This is a genomic window from Paraburkholderia antibiotica (assembly GCF_012927125.1).
GTDB classification, from domain to species: domain Bacteria; phylum Pseudomonadota; class Gammaproteobacteria; order Burkholderiales; family Burkholderiaceae; genus Paraburkholderia; species Paraburkholderia antibiotica.
The window spans coordinates 113,543-132,519 of record NZ_JABBFZ010000005.1; the positions used below are offsets into that span (position 1 = coordinate 113,543).

General features: G+C 62.3%; 15 protein-coding genes and 2 pseudogenes. 11 read left to right on the forward strand and 6 right to left on the reverse strand.

Going from position 1 to position 18,977, the window contains the following annotated elements; all coding sequences use genetic code 11:
• Nucleotides 1–53: 53 nt before the first annotated feature.
• Nucleotides 54–710 carry a response regulator transcription factor gene (locus tag HHL14_RS11485; RefSeq protein ID WP_169497728.1) on the reverse strand — a complete coding sequence of 219 codons (657 nt, stop codon included), beginning with the start codon at nt 708–710 and terminating at the stop codon, nt 54–56.
• Between the two features lie 160 nt (nt 711–870).
• Here HHL14_RS11485 and hpaC point away from each other — a divergent pair, with 160 nt between their 5' ends.
• On the forward strand, nt 871–1,407 hold the full coding sequence (gene hpaC, locus HHL14_RS11490) for a 4-hydroxyphenylacetate 3-monooxygenase, reductase component (RefSeq protein WP_169497729.1): 537 nt from the start codon (nt 871–873) through the stop codon (nt 1,405–1,407).
• A 92-nt stretch (nt 1,408–1,499) separates the two neighbouring features.
• Here hpaC and HHL14_RS11495 read toward each other — a convergent pair whose 3' ends face one another.
• The 3 genes from HHL14_RS11495 to HHL14_RS11505 all read right to left on the reverse strand — a co-directional run bounded on the left by HHL14_RS11495 (nt 1,500) and on the right by HHL14_RS11505 (nt 4,526).
• On the reverse strand, nt 1,500–3,146 hold the full coding sequence (locus HHL14_RS11495; RefSeq protein ID WP_169497730.1) for an NRAMP family divalent metal transporter: 1,647 nt from the start codon (nt 3,144–3,146) through the stop codon (nt 1,500–1,502).
• 83 nt (nt 3,147–3,229) lie between these two features.
• Nucleotides 3,230–3,367: a hypothetical protein gene (locus HHL14_RS11500; protein ID WP_169497731.1), complete on the reverse strand. Its 138-nt coding sequence runs from the start codon at nt 3,365–3,367 to the stop codon at nt 3,230–3,232.
• Between the two features lie 775 nt (nt 3,368–4,142).
• Complete coding sequence (locus tag HHL14_RS11505; RefSeq protein ID WP_169497732.1) at nt 4,143–4,526, reverse strand: BON domain-containing protein; 384 nt, start codon at nt 4,524–4,526, stop codon at nt 4,143–4,145.
• Between the two features lie 429 nt (nt 4,527–4,955).
• Here HHL14_RS11505 and HHL14_RS11510 point away from each other — a divergent pair, with 429 nt between their 5' ends.
• Entirely contained in the window at nt 4,956–5,453 is a 498-nt protein-coding gene (locus HHL14_RS11510; protein WP_169497733.1) for a MarR family winged helix-turn-helix transcriptional regulator, read from the forward strand.
• A 624-nt stretch (nt 5,454–6,077) separates the two neighbouring features.
• On the opposite strand, the gene HHL14_RS11515 is transcribed toward HHL14_RS11510, so the two are convergent.
• Entirely contained in the window at nt 6,078–6,836 is a 759-nt protein-coding gene (locus tag HHL14_RS11515; protein ID WP_169497734.1) for an SDR family oxidoreductase, read from the reverse strand.
• Nucleotides 6,837–7,051: 215 nt separating this feature from the next.
• On the opposite strand from HHL14_RS11515, the pseudogene HHL14_RS11520 reads away from it, so the two are divergent.
• From HHL14_RS11520 to HHL14_RS11535, 4 genes and pseudogenes are all read left to right on the forward strand, one after another.
• Nucleotides 7,052–7,987: pseudogene (locus tag HHL14_RS11520) on the forward strand (LysR family transcriptional regulator); the annotation flags it as partial.
• A gap of 294 nt (nt 7,988–8,281) precedes the next feature.
• Nucleotides 8,282–9,475 carry a CaiB/BaiF CoA transferase family protein gene (locus HHL14_RS11525; RefSeq protein WP_169497735.1) on the forward strand — a complete coding sequence of 398 codons (1,194 nt, stop codon included), beginning with the start codon at nt 8,282–8,284 and terminating at the stop codon, nt 9,473–9,475.
• Complete coding sequence (locus HHL14_RS11530; RefSeq protein WP_169497736.1) at nt 9,472–10,428, forward strand: hydroxymethylglutaryl-CoA lyase; 957 nt, start codon at nt 9,472–9,474, stop codon at nt 10,426–10,428. The genes HHL14_RS11525 and HHL14_RS11530 overlap by 4 nt, the downstream gene beginning before the upstream one ends.
• Before the next feature lie 71 nt (nt 10,429–10,499).
• Nucleotides 10,500–11,831, forward strand: coding sequence for an MFS transporter (locus HHL14_RS11535; protein ID WP_169497737.1), 1,332 nt, complete (start codon nt 10,500–10,502; stop codon nt 11,829–11,831).
• Between the two features lie 406 nt (nt 11,832–12,237).
• On the opposite strand, the gene HHL14_RS11540 is transcribed toward HHL14_RS11535, so the two are convergent.
• Nucleotides 12,238–13,077, reverse strand: coding sequence for a hypothetical protein (locus HHL14_RS11540; RefSeq protein ID WP_169497738.1), 840 nt, complete (start codon nt 13,075–13,077; stop codon nt 12,238–12,240).
• A gap of 775 nt (nt 13,078–13,852) precedes the next feature.
• On the opposite strand from HHL14_RS11540, the gene HHL14_RS11545 reads away from it, so the two are divergent.
• The 5 genes and pseudogenes from HHL14_RS11545 to HHL14_RS11565 all read left to right on the forward strand — a co-directional run bounded on the left by HHL14_RS11545 (nt 13,853) and on the right by HHL14_RS11565 (nt 18,832).
• Complete coding sequence (locus HHL14_RS11545; protein WP_169497739.1) at nt 13,853–15,166, forward strand: TolC family outer membrane protein; 1,314 nt, start codon at nt 13,853–13,855, stop codon at nt 15,164–15,166.
• A pseudogene (locus HHL14_RS11550) lies at nt 15,163–16,332 on the forward strand (ABC transporter transmembrane domain-containing protein); the annotation flags it as partial. The gene HHL14_RS11545 and the pseudogene HHL14_RS11550, both read left to right, overlap by 4 nt.
• Entirely contained in the window at nt 16,313–16,885 is a 573-nt protein-coding gene (locus tag HHL14_RS33570) for an ATP-binding cassette domain-containing protein (protein WP_268966611.1), read from the forward strand. The pseudogene HHL14_RS11550 and the gene HHL14_RS33570, both read left to right, overlap by 20 nt.
• Complete coding sequence (locus tag HHL14_RS11560) at nt 16,882–18,258, forward strand: HlyD family type I secretion periplasmic adaptor subunit (protein ID WP_169497928.1); 1,377 nt, start codon at nt 16,882–16,884, stop codon at nt 18,256–18,258. Before HHL14_RS33570 ends, HHL14_RS11560 begins: the two co-directional genes overlap by 4 nt.
• Before the next feature lie 10 nt (nt 18,259–18,268).
• Nucleotides 18,269–18,832 (forward strand): hypothetical protein, encoded by a 564-nt coding sequence (locus HHL14_RS11565; protein ID WP_169497741.1) that lies wholly within the window; start codon nt 18,269–18,271, stop codon nt 18,830–18,832.
• Nucleotides 18,833–18,977 lie beyond the last annotated feature (145 nt).

An 18,977-nucleotide genomic window follows, 5' to 3' on the forward strand; every position in this document is an offset into this window, starting at 1 on the left:
CTCATCGAGCTAACCGATGCGCTGACGCGCGAAAGGCTCGCGCGGCGCTTGCGTTATTCCGACCGTTCGTCCGACGTGTTCCACACTTCGAGCACGCCGCGCACGAGCGTTGGAATCGACGACGCGCCGAGTTTCTCCTTGATGCTCGCGCGATAGACGTCGACCGTTTTCACGCTGATGGAGAGGTCTGCCGCGATCACCTTGCTCGCCTTGCCTTCGATCAACGCATGCAGCACTTCCTTCTCGCGCGACGTGAGCGAGTTGAGACGCTCGCGCAATTCGAGCTGACGCATGTGCTTCGCGTGGCGTTGCGACGCGAGTTTCATCGCGCGCTGGATGCGTTCGAGCATCTGTTGCGAGTTGTACGGCTTCTCGACGAAATCGATCGCACCGTGCTGCAACGCGCGCACGGACATCGGAATATCGCCGTGACCGCTGACGAAAATGATCGGCAACGTCGCGCCCCGGCGATTCAGTTCTTGCTGGACGTCGAAGCCGCTCACTTCCGGCATGCGCACGTCGAGCACGAGACAACCGGGTACGTTGAGGTCGAAGTCGCGCAGAAAATCCGTCGCGCTGACGAAGCCCTGCGAGCGGATGCCGACCGATTCGAGCAGCCACGCGAGCGACGTGCGCATGCCGTTGTCGTCGTCGACGATATAGACGACAGGGGCGGCATCGGTGACGGACGGTCGGGCGGTGGGTGGCATCTGATGGGGACAGCGCGTGGGAAAAAGCGCGCGAGGAAATATCGTCGTTGGGGCTTTCAATGATAGCCGGCCGAAATGCGGCCGCAAAGCCTCGCTAATACTACCGGTTCGGCTTCTGTAATTCGCGCGAACCGGCAACCGGATACAAGGAGACATCGACATGTCCAGCAAGCCGATAGAAGCTCAACCGCCGCTTGACGATCAACGCCAGCAGTTCAGACAGGCGATGGCGCATCTGGGCGCGGCGGTCAACGTCATCACGACCGCGGGGCCGCACGGCTGTTGCGGCATCACCGCGAGCGCGGTCTGCTCCGTCACCGATGCGCCGCCGACGCTGCTGATCTGCCTGAATCGATCGAGCGCGATGCATGCGGTGTTCGGCGGTAATCGCAACGTGTGCGTGAATGTGCTGCCGGCGAGCCTCGAAAGTATCGCGCGTCATTTTGCGGGGATGACCGGTCTTTCGATGGAAGAGCGTTTCCAGTTGCCGGTGTGGGACGAAGGCGAACACGGCGTGCCGGTGCTGCGCGGTGCGCTCGCGAGTCTGCAAGGGACGATCGTGGAAGCGAAGGACGTCGGCTCGCATTCGGTCATGTTCGTCGAGACCACCGGAATTCGCGTGCGCGCCGACGGTGACAGCCTGATTTACTTCGACCGCAATTTTCACCGCGTTCCGCGTGCGTGGAAGGGGCAGTGAGGTTTCGCGCGGCTCCCGTAAATCCTCACCATTGGCCATCTCCTGGAATTCCTCACCATTGCGGCACCTCCTGGAACTCCTCACCGTTCGCACTACTTCAGCAACGCCATCTGCACGACCTTGACGATCACGAGCCCGATCGCGAGTAGCAGATAGCCGCGCAGCACGCCCATCCAGATGCGCTTGGCGAGCGTCAGTTGCGGCGGCGGCAGTTCGTCGAGCGGCGGCATGCGCCACGTGTTGCGCGCGTCCTTCGAGTAGCGCGGCGGCGGTTCGGCCGGCACGTCGCCGCGCCGCTTGCGGATCGCGAGGCTCGCGGCATAACCGACGACCGCGAGCAGCGTGCCGCCCGCAAGCACTTCGATGATCGTGCTGCCCGCGATGTCCGGATAGATCACCGACGCGGTCAGGATGATCGACAACATCACCAGCACCCAGACCACCGCGCCGGTAAACAGATTCAGCCGCTTCGAATTGGCCCACGGGCCGAGCACCGCGCGGTCGTTGCAGAGCAGTAGCAGGAACACGGTCGCGCTCGGCAGCAGCACGCCGGCGAGCGTTTGCACGGCTTCGGTCAGCAGACCGAGCGGGCTGCCCGGAATCAGCACGAGCGCCGCGGCTGCCGCGACGATCGCGAAGTACACGAGGTAGAAGCCCTTCGCATCCGACACGCTGCGATGCAGCGAGTGGCGGATCTTGAACACGTCGCCGATCGCGTAGGCGGTGGACAGCGACACGGCCGCCGCGCCGATCACGCACGCGTCGAACAGCGCGATCGCGAACAGCACCGCAGAGGTGCGTCCCGCGTATTTCTCCAGACCCGCGATGACGCCACCCGCATCCGTGAAGTTGCCGAATTCCGGTCGGCCGTCGAACAGTGCCGCGCTGAACGAGATCATCGCGACCGCGCCGATCAGCACGAACACGATGCCGATCCACAGGTCGGCTTTTTCGTAATTCATGAAGCGCGGCGTGATGCGTTTGTCGATCACATAGCTTTGCTGGAAGAACAGTTGCCACGGCGCCACCGTCGTGCCGACGATGCCGATCACGAGCAGCATCACGTCGGAGAGCTTCGAATGGGCGGGCCAGTTCGGGATGAAGAAGTCGCGCGCAATCTGGCTGACCGGCGGATGGATCGACACAAGCACCGGCACGAGCAGCAGGCTCAGCAGACACAGCACGACCGCGAAGCGTTCGAAGCGGCGAAAGTCGCCGGTGCTGACGGCGGCCATCGTCAGCGCGGCGGCGATGCAGACGCCGGCGATCTTCGAGACGCCGAAGAAGTCGAGCACGAACGTAATGCCGATGAACTCGGTAACGATAGTCAGCGCATTGAGAATGAACAGATCGACGACGCTGAACGCGCCCCAGAACTTGCCGAAGCGCTCGAAGATCAGCCGCGCGTGGCCGACTCCCGTGACCGCGCCGAGCCGCAGCACCATCTCCTGATTGACGAACAGCACCGGCACCAGCAACAGCATGGTCCACAGCAGTGTGGTGCCGTAGTTCTGGCCCGCCTGCGTATAGGTGCCGAACGCGCCCGCATCGTTGTCGCCGACCATCACGATCAGGCCAGGGCCGAGGATCGCGAGCAGCGTGCGCAGCCGCGCCCACCAACCGGTGCGCGGCGCGGTGTCGTGATGAGCGATGGTGCCGAGCGCGCCCTTGATGTCGCCGACGTGCGCTGCATCGAGCACGGCGTCGCTGGCGGTGGACATATTCGTCGGAGTAGACATGCCGTTCTCTCCTGGCTGGATTTATCGCTGCGAACGTGCGCTGCGCCGGCGTACTCAAGGACATGCGCCGGGAGCGCGAAACGTCATGACACGAGCGTCTTCAGTCGACGCCACAGCGCGCCGAGCGGATGCGCTTCGCGAGGGTGCAGCACGAGCATCGTGTCGTAATGGGCGCGCGCTTCCTGCACGCGCGGGAACCGCGAAAGAAGAAGGAATTGCATGATGTCTCCGTGCGTCGGTGGCGACGCGCTGGTGAAAAGCCAGCAGACACGGAGGTCGCGCGTGGTGGGCGCGGCGGCGGAGGTCTACTCGCTTTCCTCAGTTAAAGGAACGGTGAAGCGGCATAAGGGATAACTGTCACTGCCTGGCATGGCGGCTCCTTGTTGCTGTGTTGGTTGTGTTATCGGCGCTATTGCCGGTATTGCGTAGGGCGTTTTATACGTTTGTTGCACACGGCTGCTATGCGCGTGTTTAACCACGCGTCCGCCACGTTCCGTTGAACTGACGAAACGCGCGCGAGCGCGACTGCGGGCGCGAAGCTCGCAATACGACGCCTCGTCAGTGTCGGAACGTGAAGCACACGGCGTTCCTATGACGCGGACAGGGCGTTACTCAAGGTGCACGGGGAAAAACTGCGGTGCGCACCGTCTGCCTGCGAGCAGGACGGCGGCTGGAGAAGGGAGCGCGGACGTCCTGCCTGTCAGGCAGCGAATCTGTTCGAAAGTCGGCTACTACAGGTGTCCAAGGCGCGAGCCCCATTGATGAAGATTTTTGAATTCTAGGTGGCGTCTTCTGACGGGGTCAACCTGTTTCTTAAGCAGAGCAGAAAAAATGTGCGACGCGCCACGCTGCGCGAGCCCAAGGCTGGCGAGGTTGGAGAGGTGGGGTTTCGGTGGGAAGCGAGGGTGCCCGTGTGGGGCGAAGCGGGCAGCGTGGAGGCATCGATCGATCCGACCGATGCCTCCACGCGATGCTCATGAACGACTCACGAACGGCTCAATGGCCGGTACCGCGCCGCGGTCGCACGGTCAGCTTGTTGCGCACGGTGTGAACGCCGCGCACCGAACGCGCGGCGTTGCCGGCCCGCTCGATCTGCGAATGCTGCGGGACGTGGCCGGTCAGCGTGACGACACCACGGTGTGCTTCGACGTGGATGCTGGCCGAGTTGAGGCCCGGCGTGCGCGTGAATGCCTGGCGGACATCGCGGACCACCTGGCTGTCGGAGCGGTTGTTGCGCGGGGGCGCTGCGGCGACCTGCTGGCTTTGCATCGATGGGTCGTTCGGCATGCCGCCTGTCTGTGCGTTCGCATAGGTCGCGCTGGTCGCGATGGCCACTGCGAACATCGCGCCGATGATTCTGCTCGCGCCGTTTGTTTTCATTCTTCCTCCTGTGCCGGTTTGTCGGGAATGGCCGCTCAAGCCGTTTGATGCTGGTGGGAAAAGGCGGCGCCACGCGCTGCCGCCTCGGGACGAGTGCTTGACCGTCGGGTCTGATTATATGCCGCGTCGACGGCAGGAATGCGTCAGTCGCGGCAATGCTGCGAGGATTGGGTCGTTGTCTTATCAATCGATTCAGACTCGGTCCGAAACGTGGTCCGGCGGCTGGGTCGAAACCGATAGGTGAGGAAATTCGGGAGCCGGCGAGGTGAGAATATGCGCACCTGTGCACGCACGTTAACTCTAAAGGTGAGGGAATTCGGGAGTGGCTCGAAAGAGGCGCGGAAGGGGTGCGCTTGCAGTTGGTTTCCTAGGAAACTAATATCGCATGCTCCAGGATTTCTTTCCTTCCGCTCTCCGTCCGTCACGTCGATGCAAGGTTCCCGTCAGAAGCGCAAGCCGGCCAGGTCGTCGCGCAGAAAGCCCGTCAGCGAGGTCGATGCGCACCTCGGTTACTGGCTGCGCTTCGTGTCGACTCACGTTTCGCACGCGTTCCAGATGACGATGGAAGCGCACGGCGTGACGGTGTCCGAATGGGTGCTATTGCGCGAAATCTACGCGACGGGGCCCACGTCGGCGACCGCGCTGGCCGCGCGTACTGGCATGAGCAAGGGCGCGGTGTCGAAGCTGCTCGCGCGTATCGAGGCCAAGGCGCTGCTCGAACGCGAGACGCTCGACGCGGATCGCCGTCATCACGCGCTCGCGCTCAGCGCGGCGGGACAGGCGCTCGTTCCCGAGCTGGCGCAACTGGCCGATCAGAACGACGAGGCTTTCTTCGGCCATCTGCCCGCGCAGGTCAGAACGGCGCTCGTCGACGTGATGAAGAACGTCGTCGCGGTGCATGGGTTGAAGAACGTCGCGGCTGAATGAGCCGTAAAAGAAGCGCCGAAGCGGGTGGATTGCGCGAAAGGTGAGGTTTTTCGGGAGTAGCGCGCAGGGCGCTATTTCGCAACTAACTACCCGCGCCTGATGCTCGAGACCTACGCAACGAGCGCGCAATATTCGCGGAATACCGTGCGGCAACGGGCCGCCAGGGGGCACGTATTTCTGCCGTGAGCGCTCAAAGGTGAGGATATTCGGGGGCTGGATTTAGCGCACCGGCCAGCAGTCGCTCACGTAAACGCACGATAAGCGCACAACCAACACACAAAAAAGTGCTTAATCCAAGGGCGAATCGTGGCATCCGCCGCCTTGGCCGCATGACGTAAGTCGTTGAATGTCCAGGCGAAGTGCCTCGTGAATGGCCCGTATCCGATGTACGAATCGGCCGGGGTTCATCCAAAGGTGAGGTTTTTCGGGAGCAACGCGCGTGAGGCTCGATCGTGCCGCCGAACCCGCTCCGATTCCCGCCGATCGCCCCAAAGGTGAGGCTTTTCGGGAGTCATGGCGGCGACGATTTACGCCGATCCGCCGCCGCCATGTACGAAAGGTGAGGCTTTTCGGGAGCGTCGGAATCCGTGGAAACGGCCGCCGCGCTCCCGGCGAATCGCTGGCTCAAGCCGATTTCGCGACCTCGCGAATGTCCGCGACCGGCGTCTGTCCGAACGCGTCGCTGAGCGCGTAGTCGATCAGCGAGGCCGCGCATTGCTCGGGCGTCGTCAGTTGGCCGTTGCGCTTCAGGTCTTCGAAACGCTGGCGCATCGGGAACTGCGCTTCGCCGCTGCCGCGAATCTGCGCCTGCATGTCCGTATCGATCACACCCGGCGCGAGACTGCAGATACGCAGCGCACGATTCGCGTCGAGGGCGACCGCGCGCGCATGATGATCGAGCGCGGCCTTCGTTGCGCAGTAGATGCTCCAGCCCGGATACGCATTGCGCGCCGCGCCGCTCGAGATATGGACGATGCGCCGGTCGGTCGCGTCGACGGCCGCGGCGGCGAGCGCGCTCGCGAGCATCAGCGGCGTCGCGACGTTCAGGCTCACCGCGTCCGCGACGTTCGCCGCGTCCTGTCCTTCGATCGGGCCGATCGGCTGCACCATGCCCGCGTTGTTGATCAGCAGCACGGTTTGCGCGCCGCGTACGAAGTTGCGCAGCGCGTCGGTGGCGATCCATTGCGCGACGCGTGCGGGCTCGGACAGTTGCAGTTCGATTTCTTCCAGTTGCGCCGGGTAGCGCGTCTTCAACTCGGGATGCCGCGAGCGCGACAGACCCAGCACCGTGAAGTTGCGCGCGAGCAGCTGTTCGGCGAGCGCCGCGCCGAGGCCACGCGTATGGCCGGTGACGATCGCGCGAAGCGGGGAAGAGGAGGTCATGGCGTTCCTTTGGGATCGTTGGCTTGCAGAACTGGCGATTTTCGCACGGCGTATGCGGGCCGCGTGCAAACTCTGGGGATGCCGGGGTGACGCCGGAATCACGGCATCGGCGTTCACGTCGGCGGCGCGTCACGTGAGGCCGCATCGCCCGTTTGCGCAACTCGCGTCACAATACGCGCATCGCAGACAAATCGCAGATAACGCGGCGCCGCGCCATGGTCATCAAAAATCTTCTCCGCAAGCTCGATCTCACCACGCTGCAACTCTTTCTCGCCGTGTTCGAAGAGGGCACGCTCACGCGGGCCGCCGAACGCGAGGCGATCGCGGTGTCCGCCGCGAGCAAGCGGCTGCTCGAACTCGAACAGGCGGTCGGCGCGTCGCTGTTCCAGCGCAACGCGCGCGGCATGACGCTGACGCCGGCCGGCGAAACGCTGTTGCATCACGCGCGGCGCGTGTTGCGCGACATCGAGAACATCGGCGTCGAGCTGGCCGGCCATGCGAGCGGTGTGCTCGGCTATGTGCGGATGATGGCGAACCTGTCGGCGATCGTCGAATTCCTGCCGGAGGATCTGCGCGCATTTCAGGCGCAGCACGAACGCGTGAAGGTCGATCTGGAAGAGCGGCCGAGCGGCGGCGTCGTCAAGGCGATCGACGAAAGCCTCGCCGATCTCGGCATCTGTTCCGGCGATGCCGACACGCGCGAGCTGCACGTCGAGCACTATCGACGCGATTCGCTGGTGATCGTGATGCGCGACGATCATCCGCTCGCGGCGCGCACGAGCATCGGTTTCGCCGAGACGCTCGACGGCGATCACGTCGGTCTGCATTCGGCGAGTTCGATCAACGCGCGCACGCATCTCGCCGCGCGCCAGGCCGGCAAGCCGCTGCGGTTGCGCATTCACGTGCCGGGCTTCGACGCGGTGTGCCGGATGGTGCAGGCCGGCATGGGCGTCGGGGTGCTGCCGCGCAAGGTGTGCGAGCTGATGGGCCGGCCGCTTGGCCTCGTCGGCATGCCGCTCGAGGACGACTGGGCCGAGCGCAGCCTTGTGCTGGTGGCGCGCGACGTCGATGCGTTGTCGCCGGTGAGTCGGCTGCTGTTCGATCATCTGCGTACGGTCGAGGCGCAGGAAATGGCGGAGGCTTCTGCGTCTACGGCTACTGGTGCTGCTGTTGCCGAGACGGCAAGCGCGAGCGCAAAGACAAACGCAAAGCCAGCCGCAAAGCCAGGCTCGAAGACAAACGCAAAAGCCGGCGCCGCAACCACCGCCTCGCGCGCCGCAAGCGCAGCCACTCCCACCACCCGCAAACCCCGCTCCCGCTCCCGCGCCCCTCGCCGCTGAGCGTTCGTCGTTCGCGAACGGTCGTTGGCGAATTGCGGTTGGACGCCGCCGCCGTGCCGCTCCTAAGCTGTCTCCCAACACGAAACAACTTTCGGAGACAGCAACATGGGTGGTCCTCTCCAGGGTATCCGCGTCGTCGAGATCGGAACCCTCATCGCCGCGCCGTTCGCCGCGCGCCTCATGGCCGAGTTCGGCGCCGACGTGATCAAGATCGAGGCGCCCGAAACTGGCGACCCGCTGCGTAAATGGCGCAAGCTGCACGAAGGCACGTCGCTGTGGTGGTATCTGCAATCGCGCAACAAGAAGTCGGTCTGCGTGAATCTGAAATCGCCCGATGGCGTCGACGTGGTCAAGCGTCTTGTCGCCGATGCCGACGTGGTGATCGAGAATCTGCGTCCCGGCGCGCTCGAAAAACTCGGCCTCGGCTGGGACGTGCTGCACGCGCTCAACCCGAAACTGACGATGGTGCGCATCTCCGGCTACGGCCAGTCCGGTCCGTATCGCGACCGGCCGGGCTTCGGCGCGATCGGCGAGGCGATGGGCGGCATCCGCTACACGACCGGCGAAGTGGACGGCGCGCCCGCACGCGTCGGCGTGAGTCTCGGCGATTCGCTCGCGTCGCTGCATGGCGTGATCGGCGCGCTGATGTCGCTGCTGCGCGTGAAGACCGGGCAGGGCGACGGCCAGGTGGTCGACGTGTCGCTGGTCGAAAGTGTGTTCAATCTGATGGAGAGCCTCGTGCCCGAGTACGACCTGCTCGGCCACGTGCGCGAGCGCAGCGGCGGCGCGCTGCCGGGCATCGCGCCGTCGAACACGTATCGCACCGAAGACGACGGCTATGTCGTGATCGCGGGTAACAGCGATCCGATCTTCAGGCGCCTGATGCATCTGATCGGTCGTCCCGATCTCGCCGACGATCCGGCGCTCGCGCACAACGACGGCCGCGTGAAGCAGGTGGCGATGCTCGATCAGGCGATCACCGAGTGGACCGCGCATCACGCCACCGACGACGTGCTCGCCGCGCTGGAGCGCGCCGAAGTGCCGGCGGGGCGTATCTATTCGGTCGCCGACATCGTCGCCGATCCGCACTACCAGGCGCGGGAGATGTTGCTGCCCGCGCAACTGCCGGGCGGCGCGTCGGTGAAGATGCCGGGCATTGTGCCGAAGCTGTCGGACACGCCGGGCGAAGTGCGCTGGCAGGGACCGGCGCTCGGCGAACACACCGGCAGCGTGCTCAGCGAGCTTGGCTTCGCGAGCGAAGACATCGAGCGGCTGCGCCGCGAAGGAGCCGTGCAATGAGCGCCACCGTGTTCGATCGAACCCATTACGACCCGCTGATCGTGCAGGAAGTCGCACCGCGCGACGGTCTGCAGATCGAGCCCACATGGGTCGACACGCCCGACAAGATCGCGCTGATCGATGCGCTATCCACGTGCGGCTTCACGCGCATCGAAGCGGGATCGTTCGTGTCGCCGAAAGCGATTCCGGCGTTGCGCGACGGCGAGGCCGTGTTCCAGCAGATCGCGCGGCCTGCGGGCGTGATCTACGTCGCGCTGGTGCCGAACCTCAAGGGCGCCGAGCGCGCGTTGGCCGCGCGCGCCGATGAACTGAACCTCGTGATGTCCGCGAGCCAGACCCACAATCGCGCGAACATGCGGATGAGCTGCGAGTCGTCGCTCGCCGCGTTCGACGGCATCGTGCGTCACGTGAAGGGCGCGCAGGTGCGGCTCAACGCGACGGTCGCGACCGCGTTCGGCTGTCCGTTCGAAGGCCGTATCGATGAAGACCGCGTGCTCGGCATCGTCGACACGTATCGCGAGATGGGCATCGCAGGCATCACGCTCGCCGACACGACCGGCATGGCGAACCCGCGCCAGGTCGCGCGGCTCGTCGCGCGCGTGCTCGAACGCGTGCCGGCGGCGGACCTCACGCTGCACTTTCACAACACGCGCGGCCTCGGCCTCGCCAACGTGCTCGCCGCTTACGAAGCCGGCGCGCGCCGCTTCGACGCGGCGCTCGGCGGCCTCGGCGGTTGCCCGTTCGCGCCGGGCGCGTCGGGCAACATCTGCACGGAAGACCTCGTCAATCTGTGCGATGAGATGGGCATCCCGACCGGCATCGATCTGCCGAAGCTGCTCGCGCTGTCGCGTGGCTTGCCGGCGCTGCTCGGCCACGACGTGCCGGGACAACTTGCCAAGGCGGGCCGCAACGGCGATCTGCATCCAGTTCCCGACTACGTGCTGCAAATCTGAGCGACACACCCTTCGACCTTCAACCATCAAACGACCGGACGGCATTGCCGAATCCGGCACTGGAGACAAGCATGAGTGACCTGGGCGTAGTGGCGGGCGGCCGTCGTGAACTTGGCGCGGACGATGTGATCGCCGTGATCCGCAAAGTGGCGTGGCGGCTGATGCCGCTGATCATGATCTGCTATCTGTTCGCGTTCTTCGACCGCATCAATATCAGCTTCGCGAAGTTTCAGCTGCAAAGCGATCTCGGGCTGTCCGACACCGCGTATGGTCTCGGCGCGAGTCTGTTCGTGATCGGCTACGTGCTGTTCGAAGTGCCGAGCAATCTGTTTCTCTACAAGGTCGGCGCGCGCCGCTGGATCGCGCGGATCATGATTTCGTGGGGCCTCGCGACCGCGGCGATGGTGTTCGTCAACAACGAATGGCAGTTCTATGGATTGCGCTTCGTGATTGGCGCGATGGAAGCGGGCTTCGCGCCCGGCGTGCTGTACTACCTGACGCTGTGGTTTCCGACCGCCTTTCGCGGCCGCATCACGTCGATGCTGTTTCTCGCGTCGGCGTTTTCGGGGCTGGTCGGCGCACCGCTCGCGGGACTCGTGATCGGTCATATGGATGGCGTGCTCGGCATGCCGGGCTGGCACTGGCTGTTCCTGCTCGGCGGTTTGCCGTGCGTCGTGCTCGGTCTGCTGGTGCTGAAGCTGCTGAAAGACCGGATCGAAGATGCGGGCTGGTTGTCGCCGGCCGAGAAGACGTTGCTGTCCGCGCAGATCGCGCAGCAGAGCCGCCCCGCCGAGACCGGTCATTCGCTGCTGGGCGCACTGAAAACGCCGGGCTTTCTGATGCTGTGTCTCGTGTACTTCCTGATTCAGGTCGCGTCGTATGGACTGAATTTCTGGGCGCCGCATCTGATTCACGTCGCGGGCACGAAGAATCCGACCGTGGTCGGTCTGCTGACGGCAGTGCCCTACGTGTGCGGCGCGATTGCGATGGTGGTGGTTGGGCGGCTGTCGGACGCGAGTGGAGAACGGCGCAAGTTCGTGTTCGGCTTGCTGTTGATGTCGGCGCTCGGCTTCTTCGCGGCGGGCTTCTTCGACAAGCAGACCACTCTGCTGGTGGTGGCGCTCGCGGTGATGGGCGCGGGTGTGGTCGCGTCGATCCCGGCGTTCTGGGCGTTGCCGCCGAAGCTGTTGACCGGTGCCGGCGCGGCCGGCGGGATCGCGTTGATCAACACGCTCGGCCAGTTGGGCGGGATCGTCAGCCCGATCATGGTGGGGCGCGTGAAGGATCTGACCGGCAGCACCACGCCGGCGCTGTATGTGATCGGCGCGATGAGCGTGGTGTGCGCGCTACTCGTGCTGTACGGATTGCCGGAATCGTTGCGGCGCCGGGAGACCGCGCATTGAGATCGGCGTGAAGCGATGCGGGCGGCGCGGGCGCTCGACGGTTTCGCTCTGCCTGCCGCGCCGCTGCCCGCTACCGCGCCCGCGCACGATAGACGTGCCGCATCAATCACTTGGCAGGCCTATGCGCAGGTTGTCCACAAGCTTGTTCCCAAATTATGTGGACAACTGCGGGTCGTACTGTGGGTCCGGACGTCGCGCGTGATACGGCGTCCTTGTCAATCGACGCCGCCAGCATCATGGACTCCGTAGCGACAGCGCCTGCCTATGTCCGCACCGCGCGGCGATATTGCTAGCGCATCAAGCACTTAGGCGGCCTGTGAGAAAGTTTTCCACAGGCTTGCCAACATTTTAGGTGGACAAGTTTTGCGTTCAACTTTGCGTTCGGCGTCCCTAACGATCAAGGAGATCAGGAGGTCGAACTCGACGTTTTCCTGACCACGAAAATGATGCCGGCCGTTTTATCCGCTTTCGAAGTCGCGCCGTAGAACGTCGACTCGGTGGAATCGTAGAGCCCCATGCCGGTCATGACGATGCCGTTGTACGCGCAGGTGGTCGCCGCGAACGTGATGCTCAGATCGTAGGCGTTGTTCGTCGCATGCGTCGCGACCGTGCCCGAGAAGAAGCAACCGCTCGCGCTTTCGCCGGTCACGGTGCCGGCCGGCAGAACGATCAGCGAGAGAGCTTCGGTGCCGCCGGCGGTGGTGCCTACGGTGCCGGAGTAAATGCCGGCGACGGTGCCAAGCGACGGCGTCGCCGTCGACAGCGTGCTGTTATAGGTCGATGAAAACGTGTTCGATGCGCTGTTGGTGTTGTGCGTGATGGTCCCCGACATCGACGCATACGTCGAATAGCTTGCCGACAGCGTGCTCGCGGCGACGCCGGTGCTCAGTCCCGTCGTCGTCACCTGATAGTCGTAGGCGTTTGCGGTCGCGAAACTACCGCGCGAACCGCTGCCTGTGCCGATCACCACGCCGCCGACGGCGTTCGTCGTGGTGGTGGTCGTCGCGGCCGTCGTTGCAGCCGTTGTCGATGCGGCCGTGGTCGTGGTGGGCACGCCGCTATAGAAGTCATAGAACGCGCCGTCGTTGAGCACCATCGAGACGAACGTGCGGGAGTCGCCCGTCGTGCCCTTGAAGATGCCGACGAAACTATCCGGCGTCGATGCAGTGGAACCGTCGCTACTGCCGCCGCCGCATCCCGCCAGAATGGATGCCAATGCCAGAGAAAGGCCGACTCGTTTATTCATTGTGATCCGCTGTTGGGCCCAGAAAAATTTCCGGCAAATCGTAGCGTAGCGTTGCTCCGACCCATACGCTAATAAAAAGCGAGTCTTGCTTTCTGCTTCTGCGATCGAGGCGGCGGATTCTACGCATCGACGTTATTTCGCTATCCGTACGATTTCTTTTCCTTACTGGGCGTGGGATGCGCGCTTGTGTTGAGGTATAGGCGAGAAGCTGACGCGCTTCTCGGTGGCGAGAGCGGCGACGCGGAGGTGGAGAAGATGCCGCGCCGACTTCGATTGCGCGCGAGCAATGCTGCTGCGGGAACATTGCTGGTTGCAGAAGACTTGAGCCAGGTCTTCATTTCGTCAATGCGATGCAACTGCCCGCGACTGCACCGGCACAAGATAGATGTGCCGCATCAATCACTTGGCACTTCTATGTGCAGGTTGTCCACAAACTTGTTCCCAAATTATGTGGACAACTGGCGGTCGGGACGCCGGATCGTCGAGCGCGTACTTTCTAGACAGCCTGTGAGAGGTCGGCTTGTCGCCATCTGACGACGCGTAGCCATAAATCACAGGGCATGGCTTCTTGTCCGACTGGTCTCAAATCCAACGACTGTTAGTGTTTTGTTAGGTATTTTCATAAGAGTCCGATTTTGATGCGAGGAAGAAAAAGATAATTTTTAAAGTAAATATTTAATACCAAAAGGATCGTGTGACGAAGCAACAGACACGTGCGGGGTGGCTTCAGCGTGAATGACATCGAGGGCGACGACTCTTCGTTGCATCGATTCTGTTGCAGGGCGCGCAGTGGGTACATGCGGCGAGCCTGGCGGAGCTTGCCAGTGATGCGCTCGTCCATGATGCGAGCTTCGCGAGCGCCGAGGCGACATATCGTGCGGGGTTGGAAAAGGAGCCCGAAGCACGCGCCGCATTGCTACCTCATCTTGCGCTCACTCAGTCCAGTTTCCGGAACAGCATCCGAGTACCGGGGGCGCGCGTCGATAGCTACTCGACCGTGGGCGGTTCGCTTTCCCTGAGCCAGACGGTGTTCAAGTGGGACGACTGGGAAGCCTGGCAGGAAAGCCGACTTTCCGTTGCCGATGCCGGATTGGCATTTGCCAGCGCGCGGCAGGACACCTTGCTGAAGGTGGCACAGGCATATCTGGACGCCCTCGCTGCCCACGATGCCTTCAGTCTGGCGCAGGAGCATCAGCGCGCGGTTGATGAGCAGTGTGCTCTGGCAACGCATAGTTTCGCGCTTGGTGCGGCAACGGTGGTCGATGTGGATGAAGCGCAGGCGGCAGTCGATGCGGCGCGTTCGGACCTGGTGCAGACGCAGAACACGCTTGCGCGGCGCTACGCGGCCCTGCAAAAGATGGTGGGTCATCCGGTTGACAGGATCGATCCCGTCGATATGAAAGTCTTGTTGCCTCTCGTCCAGCCCGGCACGCTCGACCAGAGAGTCCTGGACGCGCAGGCGTCCGGCTATGCAGTGATGCGGCGGCAGATTGCGCTGGAGATAGCGCGCCGTGAGGTCGGCAAGGTGAATGCGGGCTATCTGCCCTCGGTGTCACTGATCGGCAGCGTGAGTCACGGGAATTCGGCATTCATCAGTGGGCAGACGAATTTCTACACGGGCGCGAACCGGGCGACATCGGGGGAAATCGGCGTACAGATCAGCATTCCCCTGTTCGATGGCTTCTCGACCCGTAGCGCTAAGCGTGAAGCACTCGCACTTCGCGACAAGGCAGAAGATGACCTTGAGGATGCGCGGCGATCAGCTGCGCTCGATGCCGAAGATGCATTTCTTGGCGTACGGGATGGACTCGCACAGACGGTTGCACTCCAGACCGCGATGCAGTCCGCTGAAACATCGCTCAGGTCCAACCAGAAGGGGTTCCGGGTGGGCGTGCGAATCAACGCAGATGTTCTCAACGCCGAAGACAAGCTGCTTGGCGCCCGACGTGCTCTCGACAAGGCACGCTATGAAACGCTCGGTCAGTTTCTTCAGCTTAAGGCGAGCGCCGCGCAGCTTGATGAGCAGACGCTGGCGACACTGTTCGCCGGCGAGGTAGCACAGCCCGATCCAACTAACGACAAAAAATGACCCTGTTTCATGCAATCAGACGGCATCTGTGGCTCGCCGTGCTATTCGGTATTGCCAGCAATCTTCTCGTGCTCACGCCTACGCTCTACCTGTTGCAGGTCTATGACCGCGTGCTGCCAAGCCGCAGCCTTGAAACGCTGGCGATGCTCATCGTGTTCATGGTCATTGCTCTCGCGATGATGATGGCCGTCGATATGGTGCGCACACGTCTGCTTGCCGATCTGGGCAGGCAACTGGCTGACCGGCTGGATCGGCTTGCGCTGGCGGCGAAGATTGATGGGCAGGCTAGACGTATCGCGCAGCCGGGCCTCGCGACATTGCAGGACGTGTCGTCGCTGCGCCACTTTCTTTCGGGCACGGGGTTGATTGCCCTGCTGGATCTGCCCTGGTTGCTTTTCTATCTTGCCCTGATGTTCGCGTTTCACTGGACGCTCGGTCTGATTGCTGTGTTCAGCGCAGTATTGCTTGGCGGACTGACACTACTCAATGATCGCCTGACGCGGGAACGTGTGCGGCTCTATACGGGGCATCAGCGCGAAACGGAGCAGTTTCTGGCGCAGATCAACCGTAACGCCGAAATCGTGGTTGCGCTGGGAATGGAGTCTGCGATGACCGACGCCTGGTCGGCGCGGCGTCGGATCGACATGGACGCAGAAGCTGCCGTGACCGGCACGTCCTCGTCGAATCGGAGTATCAGCCGGGTACTGCGGCAGTGGATTCAGGTCGTCATGATGGGTGCCGGAGCGTGGCTGGTCATCAACCAGATCGCTACCGGAGGGGTGATGCTCGCGACGACGATCCTGCTTGGCAAGGCGCTCGCACCGGTAGAGCAGTTGTTGGGAAGCTGGAAACAGCTGGTGGAAGTCAGGCAGGCATGGGGGCGGCTCGACGCGTTGTGGCGTCGGCCATCTGCGGTCAACCGTGTCGAACTGCCTCGGCCTGCTGGAAGATTGACCGTCGAGGCGCTGTCTTTCAGCAGCGGCTCGTCGGGAAATTCGCGCGGACGTTTGCTGCTCAGGAATGTCCAGTTCGGACTGCAGCCTGGGCATCTGCTCGTGATTGTCGGGGCGAGCGCGTCAGGCAAATCGACGCTGCTGAGAGTGCTCACGGGTCTGTGGGCACCACAGGTTGGCGAAGTCCGTCTGGATGGTTCCAGCATTGCGCAGTGGCCGCGTGAGCGGCTGGGGGCGTTATCTCGGCTATTTTCCTCAGGATGTCGAACTGTTTGCGGGCACGGTAGCCGGGAACATCGCGCGCAATCCCAATCCCGCTGCGCACGATTCGGAATCTATCGTACGTGCCGCACAGCGCGCGCGCGTTCACGAACTGATCCTTGGTTTGCCCAATGGCTATGAAACGCAGATCGGCGAGTCGGGCGAAACGTTGTCGGGTGGGCAGCGCCAGGCTATCGCCCTTGCACGCGCGCTGTATGGTGATCCACGACTGGTGCTGCTGGATGAGCCGAACGCCAACCTCGACGCCGAAGGCGAGCGGGCGCTGAACGCAGCGCTCGCGCAACTCAAACGGGATGGCGTCACGGTTGTCGTCGTGACGCACCGGCAGGCTGTGCTGGCGATTGCGGACCGGGTGATGCTGATGCGTCATGGTGAGATCGAGCGCTTCGGTAGCCGCGAGGAAGTCGAAGCATGGGTGAACTCACGCGCGAGACGCACGAAACCCGAAGCGGGCCGGGTGCAGCAGGAGGTCGCTGCATCATGAAAATAATTCGATGCGTGAAGCTGCTGCGAGCGCGGATTCGCAACATGCTGATGGACGCCCCTACTGGCGGTGAGTCGCTGACGGTGCCTCGCAGGATCATCGTGTTCGGTTGCATGTCGCTGGTGGTGGGTATTGCCGCGCTAGGCACGTGGGCGGCGCTCGCGCCGCTCTCGGGCGCGGTGATGGCTGAAGGTGTCGTGCGTGACGAGGGAGAACGCAAGACTGTCCAGCATCAGGAGGGAGGGATCGTCAGGGCGATTCTCGTGAAGGACGGTGATCACGTGAAGGCAGGTCAACTGCTACTCACGCTGGACAACGTGCGCCCGGATGCGGAACTTCTGGCATTGCAGTCGCAACTGGATGATGAGCAGGCGAAAGCTGCACGGCTTGAGGCAGAGCGTGACATGAAGGACGCCCTCACGTTTCCGCCGCAATTGATGCAGCGGGCGCTGGATGCACGTACTGCGGCGCTGCTACAACGCGAGCGCACGCTTTTCGATTCCGAACGACTGGCTCTGACCAGTCAATTGTCGCTATTGCAGGAGCAACTGGCGCAGACGAAACAGGAAATTGCGACTGAAACGGAACTGGTGCGAACCAGCGGACAGAGTCTTGGAATTTCCAGGCAGGAGTTGCAGATCAATGAACAGTTGCGTGCTGAGGGTTACGTAACGGAAACGAAGATGATGGAACTGCGCCGTGCCGCTGCCGACTATCAGTCGCGCCAGCAGTCCGATACGGCTGAACTGATCCGCTCGCGTCAGAAGCAGATTGACCTGGACCTGAAGATCACGTCGCTAAAAAACGATTTCGTCAAGACGGCAGACGGTCAACTCAAGGACACCTCCGCCCGCATCCAGCAGATTACTGAGCAGTTACGCCCTGCACAGGATGTGGAGGCACGAACCCGCATTGTTGCACCGGTTGCAGGTGAAGTAGTTGGCCTTCGAGTACATACGGTTGGCGCGGCAATCGGTCCACGCGACCCGATTCTCGATCTGGTTCCGGCTGGCACACCGCTGGTGGTGGAGGCGAAGATCAAGCCGGACAACGTTCGGGAGATCGTGCCGGGAGGCAAGGCCGATGTGCGCCTCACTGCATATAACCCTCGTACGTCCCCGGTGCTGGAAGGGAAAGTGGCATACCTCTCCGCCGACTCCCTGAGTGACCGGGACACGCATCAGCAGTTCTATCTGGCGCGGATTGAGATTCCTTCCGATGTAATCGTGCGGGCAAATCGTCTTGCGCGTGAGCCTATTGTCCTGGGACCAGGTCTGCGCGCGGAAGTGTTCATTAAGACGCGTTCTCGCACTGCGTTCGAGTACCTGTTCGAGCCGGTGTGGGATGGTATTCAGAAATCGATGCGGGATTAAGGGATCAGCGATGCGGATACTCAAATTTTCAGGTGCAATGATCGTTTCGGTTGCGATGGCAGCTTGCGCACAACCGCCTTCAGATCAACGCGAGTTTGCGCACGTTCAGTGGCTTCCTGCGATTAAGGCAATCATCCAGTCGGGTGATCTGGCCGATCATCGAAGTGTTGCGACGCAATTAAATCTGATCCTTGTCGCGAAGGAGCCGGTTCCGGTCACGGATCTGGACGGAAAGATAACTGGCGAAAGTATTGATGTTGAGACTGTTCCTCCCGCAAAGTCATTCGACAACGGGAAAATCAGGTTTCGCTATGGCGTCTACATTCCAAATGACCACTCCTACAGAAGGGCGATCTTGATTGTGCGAAATATTGGTTTGAGTGAGTGCATTACTGTGCCCGATATCTATGAGACATTTGGTTACGTTCGCCAAACAACGTATGCACATTCGGCTAATCGCACTGCTGGCTATCATTTCAAGGCGGCTAACACCATCGATCTGTATTTTACATTTGCTGATGAACACACGAAGTGCGCGGAAGAAGTTGCTATTTTTCAGAATAGATGGAAATAAATATTAAAAAATTTACGCTGGGTACGTTGGAAAAATAAACCCAGTTCACATCGTCACCGCGGCAGTGCGCTGTTGAGGCCTATCTCACTAAAAACGTATAAAAATAGATCTATAAAAATAATGGTTGATCTAGTGTGAGACGGTA

Bases quoted from the DNA above. Each gene is read 5' to 3' on its own strand.
- HHL14_RS11485 (WP_169497728.1), bottom strand. From the start codon at position 710: ATGCCACCCACCGCCCGACCGTCCGTCACCGATGCCGCCCCTGTCGTC.
- hpaC (WP_169497729.1), top strand. From the start codon at position 871: ATGTCCAGCAAGCCGATAGAAGCTCAACCGCCGCTTGACGATCAACGC.
- HHL14_RS11495 (WP_169497730.1), bottom strand. From the start codon at position 3,146: ATGTCTACTCCGACGAATATGTCCACCGCCAGCGACGCCGTGCTCGAT.
- HHL14_RS11500 (WP_169497731.1), bottom strand. From the start codon at position 3,367: ATGCAATTCCTTCTTCTTTCGCGGTTCCCGCGCGTGCAGGAAGCGCGC.
- HHL14_RS11505 (WP_169497732.1), bottom strand. From the start codon at position 4,526: ATGAAAACAAACGGCGCGAGCAGAATCATCGGCGCGATGTTCGCAGTG.
- HHL14_RS11510 (WP_169497733.1), top strand. From the start codon at position 4,956: ATGCAAGGTTCCCGTCAGAAGCGCAAGCCGGCCAGGTCGTCGCGCAGA.
- HHL14_RS11515 (WP_169497734.1), bottom strand. From the start codon at position 6,836: ATGACCTCCTCTTCCCCGCTTCGCGCGATCGTCACCGGCCATACGCGT.
- HHL14_RS11525 (WP_169497735.1), top strand. From the start codon at position 8,282: ATGGGTGGTCCTCTCCAGGGTATCCGCGTCGTCGAGATCGGAACCCTC.
- HHL14_RS11530 (WP_169497736.1), top strand. From the start codon at position 9,472: ATGAGCGCCACCGTGTTCGATCGAACCCATTACGACCCGCTGATCGTG.
- HHL14_RS11535 (WP_169497737.1), top strand. From the start codon at position 10,500: ATGAGTGACCTGGGCGTAGTGGCGGGCGGCCGTCGTGAACTTGGCGCG.
- HHL14_RS11540 (WP_169497738.1), bottom strand. From the start codon at position 13,077: ATGAATAAACGAGTCGGCCTTTCTCTGGCATTGGCATCCATTCTGGCG.
- HHL14_RS33570 (WP_268966611.1), top strand. From the start codon at position 16,313: ATGGTTCCAGCATTGCGCAGTGGCCGCGTGAGCGGCTGGGGGCGTTAT.
- HHL14_RS11560 (WP_169497928.1), top strand. From the start codon at position 16,882: ATGAAAATAATTCGATGCGTGAAGCTGCTGCGAGCGCGGATTCGCAAC.
- HHL14_RS11565 (WP_169497741.1), top strand. From the start codon at position 18,269: ATGCGGATACTCAAATTTTCAGGTGCAATGATCGTTTCGGTTGCGATG.